This window comes from Clostridioides sp. LIBA-7678 (assembly GCF_056716065.1).
In genome coordinates this window covers 873,527-890,842 of record NZ_CP196987.1, presented here as the reverse complement: position 1 = coordinate 890,842, position 17,316 = coordinate 873,527, and the positions used below count along the sequence as shown (strand labels likewise).

Annotated in this window: 17 protein-coding genes; 6 read left to right on the top strand and 11 right to left on the bottom strand. The window is 29.5% G+C overall.

From position 1 onward, the window contains the following. Positions 1 to 78: 78 nt before the first annotated feature. Positions 79 to 1,083 (top strand): substrate-binding domain-containing protein, encoded by a 1,005-nt coding sequence (locus tag ACTG46_RS04415; protein WP_284181706.1) that lies wholly within the window; start codon positions 79 to 81, stop codon positions 1,081 to 1,083. 138 nt (positions 1,084 to 1,221) lie between these two features. Here ACTG46_RS04415 and ACTG46_RS04410 read toward each other — a convergent pair whose 3' ends face one another. Then, a complete protein-coding gene (locus tag ACTG46_RS04410) occupies positions 1,222 to 1,944 on the bottom strand; it encodes a YebC/PmpR family DNA-binding transcriptional regulator (protein ID WP_054269433.1) in 723 nt (240 codons plus the stop codon). An 82-nt stretch (positions 1,945 to 2,026) separates the two neighbouring features. Further along, positions 2,027 to 2,782, bottom strand: coding sequence for an NAD(+) synthase (gene nadE / locus ACTG46_RS04405; RefSeq protein WP_054269432.1), 756 nt, complete (start codon positions 2,780 to 2,782; stop codon positions 2,027 to 2,029). 170 nt (positions 2,783 to 2,952) lie between these two features. Here nadE and ACTG46_RS04400 point away from each other — a divergent pair, with 170 nt between their 5' ends. Further along, a complete protein-coding gene (locus ACTG46_RS04400) occupies positions 2,953 to 3,348 on the top strand; it encodes a sulfite exporter TauE/SafE family protein (RefSeq protein WP_407811897.1) in 396 nt (131 codons plus the stop codon). Further along, on the top strand, positions 3,348 to 3,725 hold the full coding sequence (locus ACTG46_RS04395; protein ID WP_054269430.1) for a sulfite exporter TauE/SafE family protein: 378 nt from the start codon (positions 3,348 to 3,350) through the stop codon (positions 3,723 to 3,725). Before ACTG46_RS04400 ends, ACTG46_RS04395 begins: the two co-directional genes overlap by 1 nt. Positions 3,726 to 3,822: 97 nt before the next feature. Here the strand turns inward: ACTG46_RS04395 and ACTG46_RS04390 are convergent, their stop codons facing one another. The 4 genes from ACTG46_RS04390 to hflX all read right to left on the bottom strand — a co-directional run bounded on the left by ACTG46_RS04390 (position 3,823) and on the right by hflX (position 7,273). Next, positions 3,823 to 4,467 carry a YigZ family protein gene (locus ACTG46_RS04390; protein ID WP_479923675.1) on the bottom strand — a complete coding sequence of 215 codons (645 nt, stop codon included), beginning with the start codon at positions 4,465 to 4,467 and terminating at the stop codon, positions 3,823 to 3,825. Between the two features lie 308 nt (positions 4,468 to 4,775). Then, complete coding sequence (locus ACTG46_RS04385; protein ID WP_003437525.1) at positions 4,776 to 5,219, bottom strand: NUDIX domain-containing protein; 444 nt, start codon at positions 5,217 to 5,219, stop codon at positions 4,776 to 4,778. 85 nt (positions 5,220 to 5,304) lie between these two features. Further along, positions 5,305 to 5,982: a HEAT repeat domain-containing protein gene (locus ACTG46_RS04380; RefSeq protein ID WP_054276079.1), complete on the bottom strand. Its 678-nt coding sequence runs from the start codon at positions 5,980 to 5,982 to the stop codon at positions 5,305 to 5,307. A gap of 7 nt (positions 5,983 to 5,989) precedes the next feature. Further along, a complete protein-coding gene (hflX, locus tag ACTG46_RS04375) occupies positions 5,990 to 7,273 on the bottom strand; it encodes a GTPase HflX (protein ID WP_054276078.1) in 1,284 nt (427 codons plus the stop codon). A gap of 207 nt (positions 7,274 to 7,480) precedes the next feature. Here hflX and ACTG46_RS04370 point away from each other — a divergent pair, with 207 nt between their 5' ends. Then, positions 7,481 to 7,741, top strand: coding sequence for a cysteine-rich small domain-containing protein (locus tag ACTG46_RS04370; RefSeq protein ID WP_003418451.1), 261 nt, complete (start codon positions 7,481 to 7,483; stop codon positions 7,739 to 7,741). Between the two features lie 91 nt (positions 7,742 to 7,832). On the opposite strand, the gene ACTG46_RS04365 is transcribed toward ACTG46_RS04370, so the two are convergent. From ACTG46_RS04365 to ACTG46_RS04355, 3 genes are all read right to left on the bottom strand, one after another. Beyond that, complete coding sequence (locus ACTG46_RS04365; RefSeq protein ID WP_479923674.1) at positions 7,833 to 8,474, bottom strand: TIGR01906 family membrane protein; 642 nt, start codon at positions 8,472 to 8,474, stop codon at positions 7,833 to 7,835. Positions 8,475 to 8,502: 28 nt separating this feature from the next. Beyond that, positions 8,503 to 10,053: an ABC-F family ATP-binding cassette domain-containing protein gene (locus ACTG46_RS04360; RefSeq protein WP_054269425.1), complete on the bottom strand. Its 1,551-nt coding sequence runs from the start codon at positions 10,051 to 10,053 to the stop codon at positions 8,503 to 8,505. Positions 10,054 to 10,254: 201 nt separating this feature from the next. Beyond that, positions 10,255 to 11,133, bottom strand: a complete 879-nt coding sequence (locus tag ACTG46_RS04355; RefSeq protein WP_054269424.1) for an N-acetylmuramoyl-L-alanine amidase — start codon at positions 11,131 to 11,133, stop codon at positions 10,255 to 10,257. 227 nt (positions 11,134 to 11,360) lie between these two features. Here ACTG46_RS04355 and ACTG46_RS04350 point away from each other — a divergent pair, with 227 nt between their 5' ends. Beyond that, positions 11,361 to 12,368 carry a SpoIVB peptidase S55 domain-containing protein gene (locus ACTG46_RS04350; RefSeq protein WP_054276077.1) on the top strand — a complete coding sequence of 336 codons (1,008 nt, stop codon included), beginning with the start codon at positions 11,361 to 11,363 and terminating at the stop codon, positions 12,366 to 12,368. 211 nt (positions 12,369 to 12,579) lie between these two features. On the opposite strand, the gene yunB is transcribed toward ACTG46_RS04350, so the two are convergent. Beyond that, on the bottom strand, positions 12,580 to 13,278 hold the full coding sequence (yunB, locus tag ACTG46_RS04345) for a sporulation protein YunB (RefSeq protein WP_054269422.1): 699 nt from the start codon (positions 13,276 to 13,278) through the stop codon (positions 12,580 to 12,582). Positions 13,279 to 13,493: 215 nt separating this feature from the next. On the opposite strand from yunB, the gene ACTG46_RS04340 reads away from it, so the two are divergent. Then, positions 13,494 to 16,181, top strand: a complete 2,688-nt coding sequence (locus ACTG46_RS04340; protein WP_479923673.1) for a transglycosylase domain-containing protein — start codon at positions 13,494 to 13,496, stop codon at positions 16,179 to 16,181. Positions 16,182 to 16,346: 165 nt separating this feature from the next. Here the strand turns inward: ACTG46_RS04340 and ACTG46_RS04335 are convergent, their stop codons facing one another. Continuing rightward, the gene (locus ACTG46_RS04335; protein ID WP_479923672.1) at positions 16,347 to 17,282 is read right to left on the bottom strand and encodes a DUF1177 domain-containing protein; all 936 of its coding nucleotides are present in this window, start codon (positions 17,280 to 17,282) and stop codon (positions 16,347 to 16,349) included. Positions 17,283 to 17,316: the final 34 nt, after the last annotated feature.

Here is a 17,316-nt window from a genome sequence, read left to right as displayed (position 1 = left end):
TATTGTTCTTTGATTGGATATATGTTAAGATAATAAATGTAAGCAAGTTTAAGCAACTATTAAAGGAGGATTTTTATCATGGCAACAATCAAAGATATTGCAAAAGATTGTGGTCTTTCTTCAGCAACAGTCTCCTATGTTTTAAGTGGTAAAGGAAATGAAAGAAGAATTCCACTACATACACAAGATATGGTTTTAAATTCAGCAGATAAGCTTGGATATAAACGCTCTACCCCTAGAGTACATAATCATATTCAAATAGCATTTTATTGGCAAGACGCTGGTTTTGAATTGGCATCAACCAATATATTTCAAGCAATAAACCATGTTATTTCTTTAGAACATTTAGATGTAAATATTATCATACGACCTTATACTGTTGGACATTTATGCGATGATGAATATCTTTTTTCAAATAATTATTATGATGGTGTTGTTTTGACAGGTATCAATGCGAATGATATAGAATACCTATTAAAAAACAAACCCAAAATTCCTGTAGTTGTTGTAAATCGTGAAATAGAAGGTTTTTCAAGTGTATCTATTGATAATGAAGAGACTGGTCGTATAGCTGCCTTACATGCTATTCAAAATGGCAAAAATGACATAGCTGTCGTATTTAATCCATCTTCATTTACATGTATGACTTTACGAGGGAAATCTTTTTTAAAGACATGTGAGGAACATGGAGTATCTTTACCAGATTCTATATATTATTGTTCTAACAAAATAGATAGCGGGTACGATATTGCTCAAAAAATGATTGCAAAAAACTCTATAAAAAAAGTAATCTTTTGTAACCACGATGTAGTAGCTCTTGGTATGATGAATGCATTTAATGAGTCAGGAATTGCTATTGGAAATGATGTTCAGATATTTGCAGCAAGTAATGGTCCTTCAAGACTAATGGCAAGAAGTATACCACCTTTAACAGTCATAGACTTGAAAATGGAGGAAATAGCAGAACGTAGCCTTCGAATGATTATAGATATTGTTACTGGAAGAATAAGTGGTATTCAACATCAAGTAATATATCCATCAATCATATATAGACAATCAAGTCCTGTTCAAAATCTGCTATAATATTATTAGTTTTACAAGACACATTTTTAGTCTTTATAGAGCAATTTTTATAAATATAAAAACACCTCTGAACCATATTTACATATTATTATGCAAACATGGTTTAGAGGTGTATACATTTCTAAGATATTAGAATATTTATTCTTCTATTTCCCAGTTATGATATATATCTTGAACATCATCATCTTCTTCAAGCATATCAACTAATTTATTCATCATTTTTAAATGAGCTTCTTCAGTTAATACAGTTGTAGTTTGAGGTATCATCTTTACATCAGCAGATATAAACTCATACCCTTTAGCTTTTAACTCATCGCGTACAACAGAAAAATCTTCTGGTGTAGTTATTATTTCATAACCGTCTTCTTCTGTTATAAAATCTTCAGCTCCTGCTTCTAATGCAATATCCATCAATTCTTCTTCTGAAATTCCATCTCCTGAACCAACTAATATCTGTCCTTTTTTATCAAACATAAAAGACACACATCCACTAGTTCCTAAGTTTCCTCCATTTTTATCGAAGTAATATCTAACATTACCAGCAGTTCTGTTTTTGTTGTCAGTTAAAGTTTCTACTATAACTGCAACTCCACCAGGACCATAACCTTCATAAACTATAGTTTCATAGTCATCACCAGCACCTGCTCCGGCACCTTTAGCGATAGCTCTATCTATATTATCATTTGGCATATTATCTGCCTTAGCTTTTTCTATAGCTGTCTTTAAAGCTGCATTATACTCTGGGTCTGCTCCACCTTCTTTAGCAGCAACTGCTATTGCTCTAGCATGTTTAGTAAATATTTTTGCTCTTTGAGCATCTTGTTTACCTTTTCTATTAATTATATTACCTATACGTCCCATATTTCCACTCCTTAATACGTACAATTAGTTATTCTAATTTTTATCACCTGTAAATTTTATCACAAATCTTTAAAATAGTAAATTAGAACTTAGGAGGTTGTGCAGGCGTTTTTCTCTTATGTTCACTTATTCTATGAAGTCTTTCAATTATCTCTTGGTCTCTTTGAGGAACTTCATCTAATCTACCTTGCAACACAGCATCTATCATATTGTAAGTAGTTCCCATTTCATTTTCATCTGTTTGACCTTCCCAAAGACCTGCAGAAGGAGCTTTATTTATTAAATCTTCATGAACACCAAGTTCTTTTGCCCATTCATACACTTCGCCTTTAGTTAAATTTGCAATTGGTAAAATATCAACTCCACCATCACCAAATTTAGTAAAATATCCTGTGTGTATTTCTGCAGCATTATCTGTACCAACAACTAGATATCCTAGATTGTTAGCAATTGTATAAATAGTACTCATTCTTACTCTTGCTCTTAAATTTGCATCTGTCATTTTTAAATATTCTTCTCTATATAAATGTTTCTCTTTTAAATTTCCTACTACCATGTCTAATATAGCACTTTGTGGTTCTATAAGGTCTAAATCAAGGTATTCTATATCACAACCTTCTATAACCTTAAGTGCATCTTCTCTATCTTGAGGATTACTTTTTATGCTCATTATAACTCCCATAGAGTTTTCTGGAAATGCCTTTTTAATTAAATTAGCAACTACTGCTGAATCAATTCCCCCAGATACACCGACAATTAATCCTTTTGCATTTGCCTCATTAACCTTATTTATAAGCCATTCTACAGTTTTGTCTATTTGTATTTTTATATTTGACATTGTTATCTCCTCTCAAATTTGCTACTTTGTTTTAATATATTATACCATATATTAATATGTTGTTTTAATATGTTTTTTTTTATGCAAAATTACGTAAATATGAAATATTATATTTAATCTTACTTTTATATAAATATAATTTGCCTATTTTGGTAAAACTATTTCAGAAGGTGATTTTTATGAAAAAAACTGATGATTTAAAGAAAAAATATCTTGATTTTAATTTGAAAAATACGATAATTGGAGTTTTTACAGGGTTTATAAATGGAGTTTTTGGGTCTGGAGGAGGTACTCTTTTAGTTCCAATATTAAATGACATCGTTAAGGTAGAAGAACATAAATCTCATGCAACTGCTCTTTCTATAATAATTTTCTTAACGACAGCAAGTTCTGTTTTATATGTATCTAAAGGTACTTACGACGTTAATTTGACAATAAAGGTTGCTGTTGGAAGTATTCTTGGTGGCATCATAGGGGCAAAACTACTAAATAAGGTTACTGGAAAGTTTCTTAGGATTTCTTTTGGAATAATCATGATAATTGCAGCATTAAGGATGGTGTTCTAATGTTATTTGCTTTAATTGGATTTTTTGCAGGGATTATCGGAGGAATGGGAATGGGTGGAGGAACCATACTTATACCTGCACTAGTTTTACTTGCTGGTATAGATACTAAAATAGCTCAAAGTGTAAATTTACTTTCATCTATCCCTATGACACTTATAGCATTGGCTATACATATAAAAAATAAAAATGTAGTTTTTAAATTGGTTATACCCATAGCTGTATTTGGGGTCTTAGGTGCTATATTTGGTTCACTATTAGCTAATTATCTATCTTCAGATATACTAAAGAGAATATTTGGTATATTTCTGCTTCTAGTCGGCTTATTTGAAGTAAAAAAAGGATTCTGTGCAAAATCTAATAAAAAGCCATTAAATTGATTTAGATTAAAACAATTTAATGGCTTTTCATTTTAAGATTTCATTTTAAGATAAAAATTGAATGTTTAATATAATTAATTCTTTTAATATTTTTAGATTACAATAATATTTCTCCATTTTGTTCAGATAAATAAAATTCTTCTCCTAAAACTATTTTTCCTGTTCCATTTGTTATATCAACCATTTTTTCTGATAAATTTTCCACATCTTCTAATTTTGAATATACTATTATCTCAACATTATCTTCATATATTGTATCTTTTATAAAATACCCCAAATTCATTAATTCATTTTGTACTTTTCCAAGTTGAGTATAATCTATTTTAATCTTAACTTCTTGATACATTACCTTATAAATTATCTTTCCTGCTTCTAACCCCAACTTAGCACCTTTTGTATAAGCTCTAACTAGACCACCTGCACCTAATTTTGTTCCTCCAAAATACCTAGTAACAACAACTGCTACATCTCTTAAATCTTCTTTTTTTATAACTTCTAATGTAGGTATACCTGCGGTTCCTTGTGGCTCTCCATCATCACTGTATCTTTGTATATTCATATTTTGCCCAACTGTATAAGCCCATACATTATGAGTTGCATCTTTATGCTTTTTCTTTATTTCATTTATAAATTCTAGTGCTTCCTCTTCATTCTTTATAGGCTTAGCATATCCAATAAAAACAGACTTTTCAATTGTTATTTCATCAGTTCCAAATTCATGTAATGTCCTGTAATTGCTCATTATAATTCCTCCTATTTTAATCATTTTCTAAGATATACATCAAATATGTATTTATATATAAAATTATTCTACTAAAAAATAGATAGATTTTTATCACTTCTTTAATCAATGTTATAAAACAATTATATAATAAAATTGTATACTTTTTAATTTTTATTTCAAATATAGGTCACTAATTTTAGATATAAATTACTAAAAATTTAGATTTATAAATTATAATCTAAGCAAACCATCTAATTTATGTTTAAAATATTTTCAATTAAAAAAGGAAGGGGCTAACCCTTCCTCAGAATTCTCTAAATTCACTATTAATTTGCTGGAACATCATCGCCCTCTGAAACTAATTTTTTTAATTCTTTAAACTTTTTATAAGATACTTCTACTAAAGCTTGCTCTTTGTGATGTGACAACATTTCTAAAGCATCTTTTACTTTATAAAATCCACCTTCTTGGAATTCAGGAGCAAGTACACAATCAGTGTTACAAGCTTCCATAACATACCACATTATTGCATTACAAACTTCTTGTTGTCTACTTCTTGAGAAAAATTCATACATAGTATCGCCAGCTACATCTATCATTTTAGCATCTATGCCAGTTTCTACTTTAACTCTTTGAACAGCACTCTCATATGGAAGTCCTCCTCCAAGTATCTTTCCTTTTGGAAGTGTCCATTCACCTCTATCATTTTTTACAATAAGTACTTTATTAGCATAAAAAACTACTCCACCTGCACAACGTCTTACTATCATTTGAAACCCCTCCCATTAATTTATTTATTACCTTGTTAAACTCTAGAAATACATCGTTAAGTAAACAAATTGCTTTAATAAAAAATTACTTTTTCAAATTTTTCGCATCTTCCAATGCTTTAATGGCTTCGTCATAAGCTCTAAGCACATACTCTTTTTCAAAATTCTTATTCTTGTCTTTCAACTGCTGTAAAATCTTTAGACTGTTTTCATCTCCTAATTTTGAAAGAGCTTTTGCACAATACTGCCTAGTTTGTGCATTTTTATCATAGAGACCTTTTTGTAATACTTCTCTACTAATTGGTGATTCAATCTTTCTGATGGCTGAATAAGTTATCCTTCTAATATCTGAGTGTCTGTGGTTTGTGAGCTGATGAAGTAATTTTAAGAATCTATCATCTTTTAGCTCACCTGTCGCCCAGATTAAAACAATTAAATCTTCAGCATTTTTTTCCACAAGGATTCTTTTGAAAACCTTTCTCTTAAAGTATACCATTTTTTCGTCATCTAAGCTATCCATAAAATCAAGTCTCTTGATTTTATCTAATTCTAAAAATTTATCCAAAATATCTTTAGATGCCTCAAAATCCTCTTTTTGCAATTCTTTTATTTTCAATTTTGCTTGTATAAGTTGCTCGCTTGCTTCAGTATTTGAAATATTTCTAATCTTACTAATTTGAGATACTGTTTTAGATTCTTTATAAAGAAGATAGGTTATAAAATAATCTTCGAGATTATCTATGTTTTCCCAATTAATATCCATATTCAACCTATTTTTCTAATATGTACTCTCTATAGATATTAAAATCTTCTTCATCCAAGTTTACATCTAATGCTATACCATTTTCCCCATACTCAAAATTCTCCACATTATATTTATCTTTTATTCTACTAAATATATCACCTCTCTCATAAGGTAACATTAAGCTTACTGAATAAGTATTTTCCATTAAAGCACTTTCTATCAGATTTAATAGCTTATCCATATTTATGCCTTGTTTAGCAGAAATATACACAATATCTTCTTGACTTTTAGGATATATATCCAATTCTAGCTTATCGACCTTATTATATACAAGTATATGTTTTTTATCATTTACACCAAGTTCTTTTAATACACCTTCAGTTGTACTTTTTTGCAATTCATAACTAGTATTTGTTGCATCAATTACATGCAGAATTAAATCTGCATACTGTACTTCTTCCAGTGTTGCTTTAAATGCCTCTACTAAATCATGGGGAAGCTTACTCACAAATCCAACAGTATCTACTACTAAAAATTCTTTCTTATTTGGTAAAAGTGCCTTTCTTAAAGTTACATCTAGAGTTGCAAAAAGCATATCTTTTACAAAAACTTCTTTTTCTTGTTCATAATCCTTGTGTGTCTTTATTAATTCGTTTAATAGGGTAGATTTTCCTGCATTTGTATACCCAACAAGTGCTACAATTGGTATATTTGATTTTAAACGTTTAACTCTCTGTGTCTCTCTATTCTTCTTTACTTCTCTAAGTTCACGTCTTATATCTGCTGCTTTATTAAGTATATGTCTTTTATCTATTTCTAGTTTTTGTTCTCCAGGACCTCTAGTTCCAATCCCTGCACCTGTCCTACTCATCTCACCACCCATTCCATAAAGTCGTGGTAATCTGTATTTTAGTTGAGCTAATTCAACCTGCAATTTACCTTCTTTACTAAGTGCCCTTTGAGCAAATATATCCAGAATCAAGGTAGTTCTATCTATTACTTTTCTTCCAACAACATTCTCTATATTTCTGATTTGAGCACCAGATAATTCATCATTGAAAATTACTAAAGTAGCATCTAGTGAATCACTATATGCTCTTATTTCTTCTACCTTACCTTTTCCTATATAATAAGCTGCATCTATGGAGTGCTTGTTTTGAATTAAGCTACCTACAACTTCTGCACCAGCAGCTTTTGTTAATTCCTTTAATTCTTCCATGGATTCACTAGTGTCTATATCATCACTTTTTTTCACTATTGTCGTCAAATTAAGACCTACAAGAAGTGCTCTCTCTTGAATTTCTTTCACTTAATCACCTCATTTTTTGTTATAAAACATATTATAATTGCAAAATATATTTACATTATTTTTCTGTTGACTAATTATACCATTAATACTATGATTAATAGTACTATATTATCAACTATTAATAAAAATATTTAGTATAATTATATTATCACCAAAATCTTATATAGTTATAAAAGATTTAAATTTTATTTAATTTAGGAGGAAAATATGGGCGAAAATTATAAGTTTTTTAATCACAAAGATTGTGAATTTTTCCCTTGTCATAAAACTAATAAACCAGAAGAATTTAATTGTTTATTTTGCTATTGTCCTTTGTATGCTTTAGGAGAAAATTGTGGTGGAAACTTCAAGTATACAGATAAAGGTATCAAAGATTGCAGTAGTTGCATGCTCCCTCATAAAAAAGATAATTATAATTATATTATGGGGAAATTTCAAGATTTAGTTAAAATTACTAGTAAAAAATAATTTCTCATTAGAAATAGCTATGCACAAATATTTATTAACTACTCTTAGTCTAAATATTATTACATAGCTATTTTTATTGTATAACTTTAGTCTATCTCATTTTTAATTTAGTTGATTTGCATAACTTATATATTACAAAAAGTAATATACTTACTAATAAAATCAACATTAAAATCATCACACCAGCATGAAAAAAGAATTCTTCTGGCAATATATTTATAACTGGGTCTAAATCTGGACTAAATATCCAGTAATCATTTCTAAATAATAATTTATGAAAAATAATAAATGATTTTTCAAAATTCAATAAAACTGGAACTGCCAATAATAATGGCATAATTATAAGCGTTATTGATGTAGTTTTTAAAATTTTTATATTTTTATTTTTTGCATTAAATATAATTCCTATTAAAGATACTATCATTAGTACTTTAGCTAGTTTATTGATGTTTTGAAATATATTTCTCACTTCTTCAAAATGTATCTTTCCCTGTGGAGAAGATTTTAATGTGGGTAACTTAAACTCAGACACATTCTTATTTAGATTATAATCAATCAGATAATTGTAGTTTAATTTTATATCATCCTTAGATAGACCAGATAACTCTGATATATTTAGATAATCAACATCAAAATAATATAGTTGTTTAAACCCAACAGTAAAATTAATAACTCCTACTATTATAACTATACTTATACATATTGAAAAAAGTATAGTTAGAAATTTTTTCATGAAATCCCCCCAGTAATAAATTAAAGCACTACACTATTTTAGTTGTAAAATCTTCTATATTCCATACATCATCAACAATGTCTGAATAAAATTCTGGTTCATGACATACCAAAAGAACTGTTCCCTTAAATTCTTTTATGGCTTTTTTCAATTCATCTTTCGCTTCAACATCTAAGTGATTCGTAGGCTCATCTAGTACTAAGAAATTTATATTTTTTAGCATTACTTTACAAAGTCTAACCTTTGCAGCTTCTCCTCCACTTAGTACTCTCATTTGACTAGTTATATGCTCATTTGTAAGTCCACATTTTGCAAGAGCTTGTCTAACTTCAAAGTTTGTAAGTCCTGGGAATTCACTCCAAATTTCATCCATAGGTGTATTACTATTTTCTTTTGAACTCTCTTGTTCAAAATATCCAACTTCTAGATAGTCACCTAACTTAACACTTCCTTCAAATGGTTTTATTATTCCAAGTAAAGTCTTTAATAAAGTAGATTTTCCAATACCATTCATTCCTTTTAAAGCTATCTTCTTTCCTCTTTCTAAATGGAAATTAAGTGGCTTTGTCAATGCTTCATCATATCCTAAAATTAAACTTTCTGTTTCAAAAATTATCTTACTTGCTGCTCTAGCATCTTTGAAAGAAAAAGTAGGCTTTATCTTTTCTTTTGGTCTTTCCAATATTTCCATCTTATCAAGTTGCTTTTGTCTACTGTTAGCCATTCCTCTAGTTGCTACTCTAGCCTTATTTCTAGCTACAAAGTCCTCTAATCTTTTTCTTTCTTCAACTTGTTTATCGTAAGCTTGTTCTTCTTGACGTTTCTTTATGTCATTAAGTCTTACAAATTCATCATAGTTTCCTTTATATCTATTTAGTTCTCCATTTTCCATATGGTATATTACGTTACAAGTATTATTTATAAATTCAATATCATGAGAAACTAGGACAAAACTATTTTCATACTCTTGAAGATATCTAGTAAGCCATGTTATATGTTCTTCATCCAAATAGTTTGTAGGCTCATCTAATATAAGAATAGTAGGATTTTCAAGTAGAAGTTTAGTAAGAAGTACTTTCGTTCTCTGTCCTCCACTTAGGTCAGTTACATCTTTGTCAAGACCAATCTCTCCAAGACCAAGACCATTTGCAACCTCTTGTATCTTAGCATCTATCATATAAAAACCACTATTTTCAAGTATAGTTTGTATTTCTGCTGTTTCTTCAAGAAGCTTACTCATCTCATCATCATTAGCTTCTCCCATTTTGTCGTACATAGCAATCATTTCTTGCTCTAAATCAAACATATGCTTAAAAGCTTCTCTAAGCACTTCTCTTATTGTTTTACCTTTACTTAGAACTGTATGTTGGTCTAAGTAACCTACTGTAGCTCTTGAAGACCATTTTATATTTCCAGCATCTGGCATAAGCTTTTTTGTTATTATATTTAAAAAACTTGATTTTCCTTCTCCATTAGCGCCAACTAGTGCAATATGTTCACCTTTTCTAAGTCTAAAAGATACATTTTCTAATATTGTTCTAGCACCAAATCCATGACTCACGTTTTCTACTACTAGCATTCTAACACCTCTCAAAAAAATTTTACACATTCTATACTATAATATATTCTTTTTAAACTTAAATCAAGTATTACCAATATTTTTAGTTATATTTACAACAATTTAACCTAGAATAATCTTTATCTTTATATTATGTACAATAAAAAATAGAGATAAAAATTAGGAAAATAATACCAACCCAACTTTTTCTCTATTTATACTCTATTTAAAATACTCATCTAATCCATCTGCAACACATTGCATCATTTTTCTTTGATATTCTGGATTTGACATCATTTGGTCTTCATTGTAGTTACTCATAAATCCCATTTCTACTAATACAGCTGGAACTTTTGACCAGTTGAATCCAGTCAAATCTCCTCTTTGAACGATTCCATTAATTTGTATTCCAGCTTGTTCCATATTTTGTTTAATAAATTCAGCACATTTATTACTATCTTCATATATAGGTGCTGTATATTTTCCATCCTTTTCAGGAATTAATATGGATGCACCAGTTTTTGAAGAATTATTTAAACTATCTGCATGTATTCTTACAACCATATCTGCTTTTTTATCATTAGCAAGTATCGCTCTTTCTGAATTACTTATATTTATATCATGAGTCTCTCTAGTCATTATTACATTATAACCTTTAGATTCTAATATATTTTTTAAAACAAGAGATGCTTCTAAGTTTAAAACATATTCTGGTTTTTTTGTAGCAATGCCCTCTGTTCCTGAAGATACCCTCGCTTTTTGAGAGGAAGAACCTGGAGCTACTGGTTCTAAATTACCATCTCCTTTTCCCTGATGTCCTGGGTCTATACAAATTAAAAACTTTTTATTTTTTTGAGTTTCATTTTTATTATCTGATGATTTATTTTCTGATGACTTTTCCTTATTGCTTTTTGAATTTGATTTGTCTTTATCCTTTGTATTTTCATTTGAGTTTTTATCTTTATCTGCTTTTTCATTTGTAGTAGTTCCTGAACTAATTAAATTTGTAGTCTTGTAAAAATTACTAACAGGATTTGATGTTCCTATAATTATAATTCCCATGGCAATTATACAAGTAACTAACAATCTATATTTTTTCATGTTTTGCTCCTTTCTAATGATAGACAGTTATTATTTATTTTAATTTATATGAATATGTATCTATTTTATCATATACACTCTTTATTTTATTTATTTTTATGAAAACTAAGGTGTTATTGAGTCAGTTTTCCAAGCATTAAAAACTAATTCTTGCACAACATAATACAGAAGCAGCAAGAAAACTTCAATTCTATTATTAAAATAATTTAATAAGAAAGAGGTGTTTTATGCAACTTAAAAATTTTTATTTTAAAGATAAAGCTTTAAATAAAAGAACTAACTTAGCTAAGTCTAAATTTACAATTGTTTTAACTTTTTTATTTTTATTATATTTTTTCTCAAATAATTTAATTTATGCACAAAATTTACAAAAAAGTGAACCTGAATATTTAATACCAATTGGAAATGTACTTCAAATTGATGCAGAACTAAAAAACATTATTGTTAGAAATCCTGGTGAAGCATCTCCACTTAGATTAGGTGATGCAATAGTAAAAGTAAATAATGCTGAGATTGATGGATATAGTGACTTTGTAAATACCCTAAATGCTTTACCAGAAGAAAAACCAGTATCTATTTTATTAAATAGAGGTGGTCAACTTATAACGATGAAAACGACTAAGCACATATTAGAAAAAATTAGTTTTAATAATTTACTTTCTGGGTTTGCTACTTTAACATATATTAATCCAGAAACATCAGAATTTGGTGCTGTAGGTCATCCAATAAGTGTTGGTAGTGCAAGAAAGATACCTATTAAATCTGGTTCAATTTCTACAACTAAACATCTTAATATAGAAAAATCTTATAAAGGTAGTGTTGGATGTATAAATGCAAAAAGAGAAAATATTATTGGTAGTTTTACAGAAAATACTGATTTTGGAATAAGAGGTCAAATTAACAACTTTGATATTGCTAATTTAACAAAATATAAAGTAGCTTCTTTAGATGAAGTTAAAACAGGAAAAGCTCAAATAATTTTACAAGATAATTTTAATGAATGTAAAAAATATAATATTGAAATTATAGATATAGAAAACCAAAAACATCCAGAAAGTAAAAGTTTTAAAATTAAAATCACAGATAAAAAACTTTTATCTCAGACTGGTGGTATTGTACAAGGAATGAGTGGTACTCCAATAATTCAGGGTGATAAAATAATCGGAGCAGTCTCTCATGCAATTGAAAATGACCCAGCTGTAGGTTACGGTGTATTTATTAAGTGGATGTTGTAAATAATATAGATAAATAGTAATTTAAATATTAAATATATGATTAATAATATATTTGGTCTAAATGTAATCTATTTACACCATAGACCAAATATATTAAATATTTTACATAGTATAAAATATAATTTTTTATTGAAATTATATTAATATTATTTACAAAATTTTTATTTATAAACTACTTTTTCAAATTTATTTAAAAATATGGAAATTTATATTACTTATTAGCATTCTTTCCAGTGTTAGGTAAAACATTTCCTAGATTTTTTTCTGGTATATTTACATAACTTTCTGGAACATCACCTACTATTATAGTTTCACAAATAGGTATTTGTGCTTTGATTTGTTTTGTTGAAGTTATAAGTGGTATTACTACTTTAACTTGTGTCTGAGCTTCTAAATATATTCTATGTCTTGTTTGATTGATACCTGACGATTCAAATTCCGTTTTAAAGTTTACTGATACCGTTCCTATAGGTTCAATAGAAACTTCAAGCCTAGGACCGTATTTGGCTAATATAGGACTTCCTAATGCTGTTCCTATAGGTATGTAAGAACTTGCTGTCTTAGCTTTTTTTAATTCATCCTGTATTTCTAAAGCTATTGCAGAGGCAATCTCATTCATCATTATAGTATTTGCTTGTATCATAGTTATTTTGCCATTGTTATCAAGCTGTATATCCATTAAATCTTCATAGTTTATTTTTCCTTCTACCATTTCAGCAACAGCTTTATTTATGGACCTATTTGCTAATTCAAGAGCTTTAGTTTCCGCCAACACTGTTATTGTTGGTCTTAAAGTTTTATCTATATATATAAAACTGCCTATAAATACAGACAAGAAAAGAATTAACAAAAAAATAGCTACAATTTTTCTAAATTCATTTTTCTTTTTTCTATCTACTATTCTATTCAAAATTATCCCCTCCTATTTATTTATATGTAGCTTTAGCATAATTTTTATAATATTTGTCAAAAATAAATAAAATAAAAATATAGACTTTTTAATACATTATGTTTATACATATTTACAATGTACAGAATATTATAGCAAATTCATTTTTTCTATTAATTACAAAACTACTCCTATTTGTGTTATAATATTGCATTAAGTAAGGAGGTTAAAATCTTATGAATAACGATAATGATAAAAATGGAAATAAAATTAGAAGAAAAAAAGTTAGCTCCTCTAGTAATACAAACAAACCAATTAATAGAAGTTCAGCTAACAAAACTCGTTCAACAAAAAACAAGAAAAAATCTAAAAAAAGCGATAAATTTAGAAAACTGAGAGTATTTGGTATAGTATTTTTAGTTTTACTAGTTGTTGGTACTGCTGGTACTGCTGGTTTAGTATTTGCATCACTGAGAGATGTCTCTCCAGTTACAGAGGCTGTCTTGGATAAACAGACAAACCAAACAACTACAATTAAATACGCTAATGGAAAAACATTATCTACAGCTCCAAGTGTAAATAAAAAGACACCTGTTCCATTAGATAAGATTTCAAAACATCTTCAACATGCTGTAATTGCAATAGAAGATGAACGTTTTTATGAACATAAAGGTGTCGACATTAAAGGTTTATTTAGGTCAGTATTAAAGACTCTTACAGGTACTAAACAAGGTGGTAGTACTATTCCTATGCAGGTATCCAAAATGTTGTTAACAACTGAACAACAAACTCTACCTCGTAAAATAAAGGATATCTACTATGCATATGAGATGAGTAAAACAGTAAGTAAAGATAAAATACTAGAAACTTATTTAAATAACTTTTTCGTTGGTAGAGGTCTAGCAGGTGCTGAGGCTGGTGCACGTGGTTATTTTGATAAGTCTGCATCTGACCTTACTATAGCTGAGTCAGCACTTCTTGCTGGTTCAACTAAAAATCCATCAAAATTTTCAGCTTATAAAACTTCTAAATTAGATGGAAGTGAAACTAAGGGTGATTTAGAAAATAAATTATTATTTTTTGTTAACACAACTGATGATGATTTAGATGACCCTACAAAAGTAGACTTTGATATGATTGAGAAAATAAATTCTTGGGAACTTATATCTAATGATACTTATAGACAATTAAAAGCAGGTACATTAGTTGTAAGAAAAGCTGTAAGTAATCCAGAAGCTAAGAAAAGACAAGAAGTTGTTCTAAAGAAAATGTTAGAATTAGGATATATAAAGCAAAGCGAATATGATGAAGCAATCAAAGCTAAAATAGAAATAAAATTACCTAAATCATCTGACAAAGTTTCTTCATCTGTAGAAGACCTTATTGAAAGTGAAGTTATAAATGCTTTAATGGAACAAGGACATACAAATGATGAAGCTCAAAACCTATTCTACAATGGAGGTCTAATTGTAAATACAACTATAGACCCTAAAATGCAAGATGCTTTAGAAGAAGAATATGATAAAAATAGCAATTTCCCAGGACATATGGTCGGTCCTGATGGAGTTAGTCAACCGCAATCTGCAATGGTAATCTTAGATTATAAAAATGGTGAAATAAGAGCACTAGCTGGAGGAAGAAATATAAGTGGTAGAAAAACTTTAAACCGTGCTACTAACCCTCATCAACCAGGTTCTGCTATAAAACCTCTGGCAATTTATACACCAGCTATTGATACTTTAAAAATTACACAAGCAACTTCTCTAAGTGATGCTAGAGGAGGATATAAGTTTGAAGAGAATACTAAATGGAACCCAAGAACTACTACTGCTGGTCATGGTTCTATGAGTTTACGTAGAGCTCTTGCTAAATCTTCAAATACAATAGCTGTAAAAACTGCTGAGATGCTTGGAGATTCTTATGATGAATGTATAGATATAATGATGGACTACTTAAAGAACTTTGGTATAACAACTGTGAAGAATAGTCAGTCAGGAGCAACTGATAGACAATTCCCATCATTAACACTAGGTGGTATGGCAAATGGTATTACTCCACTTCAGATGGCTGCTGCTTATGGTACATTAGCAAATCAAGGAGTTTATGTAGAACCATCAATCTTCACTACTATAACTACTTTTGATGGTCAATTATTAGTTAAAAATGCTCCTGAAGAACATAAAGTTGTAGAACCTGAAGTAGCTTATGTTGTTACAGATATGTTAGAAAGTGTAATTACTGAAGGTACTGGTGGTATAGCAGCACTTCCAAATGGAATGCCTGTAGCAGGTAAAACAGGTACTACAAATAGTGCATATGATGCTTGGTTTGTTGGTTATACACCTTATTATGTTGGAGCAACTTATATCGGAGATGACGCTGGAAGAAAAGATGATTCTGGTAACACTATAAAACGTAGAGAAGTTCCTCGTGGAAGTACTAGTACTGCGAAATTATGGGAAAAAATTATGTCAAAGATACATGCTAACTTAACAGTAACTGAATTTGAAGTTCCTAAAAATGTATATTTCACAAAAATTAATTTAGATGATGGAGGAAAGCAGTCTTCTGGCTCTAAAGCAGCATTTATTGAAGGTACTGCTCCTACTAGAGTAAGTTCTCAACCATCATCTGAAGATACAAAGAAACCAGATAACAATCAACAAGAAGAAGATAATAACAACAACAATAATTCAGGTAATAATGGTGGTGGCTCTACTCCTCCTGATAATGGCGGAAACAATAATGGTGGTGGCTCTACTACTCCTGATAATGGTGGAAATAATAATGGTGGTGGCTCTACTACTCCTGATAATGGTGGAAATAATAATGGTGGTGGCTCTACCCCTCCTGATAATGGCGGGAATAATAATGGTGGTGGCTCTACCAATACACCTGATGGTGGTGGTACCCCTGCAACTTAAGTTAACAAAAACTAAGATTTAAATAAAAATATAAGGAGTGTCTTATAGATAATTTTTTAAATTATCTATAAGACACTCCTTTTTTATGATTACATCATATAATTTATTCCTAGTTGTTAAAATATTCCATACAGTTCTATCACAAATTTATAGACCTGATTTTAATTACTGTATACCAAATGTCTGAAATCTATTTAATTTACCATATCTTTTAATAAGCATTTCCCATTCTTCTTTATCATAGAAATCACACTTATTTCTACCAAATAGCTTAGCAACTTCTATTGCAAATCTGCCTGCTGAATCTAAATCACTAAAATTAGTTGCACCTGTAGCACATCCAGCAACAGGCACCTCTGTAGTAATCGCTACTCCTACTACAGGTGCGTCTATAGCTACAGCTGGTTGTAAAATACTATTTAAATGATATAGATTGTTTCCATATGGTGTTATATCTTGAATTGATAGTGGAAATACAAATGGAGCTTTCCCAGTCACAGTCTGCATGATATCCAAAAGATTGTCACTAGTTTTTAATATGTAACCTTCTTTAACAGTTGGTGATATTGCAAATCCTCTATTATTGATTATTCTATTTCCTTTAGTAGTATCTATTGAAAGTATTGCATCGCAACTATTATCAACTTCATTTTCATTCATAGTCATCATATCGATTGGTGAATCCATAAAAGGTGTAGGATGATGTTCTCTAGTTGGTGCATCTGGACAAATATGAGTTGAGATTATAACATCTCCATCTAACATATCTCCCTTTCGTTGCATATCCAAAAGTCTTGCAGCAACTGCAATCGCTACTAATGCTCCATCACCATCTGATACAAAGCCTGTTACCTCTGGTCTTGCTCCAATCCCACCTAATCTACCTAAAATTCCAAGAGTAGGTGCATCTCCACCATTTGATTTACCATTCCTACCAGGTATTGTAAGTTTGACTAAATCTGTTGAACCTTTACTTGAAGACAATTCTTTAACTGTTACATCTACTTCACCATAAGATTGTAAATAAGACTTAACTTCTTCTCCATTAGCAGTTGCTTTATCTAAAATGTCATAAACCTCTATCACTTGTTTTAATATCATGTCTAATCTAATTTCCTTTCTTATATATATTTTA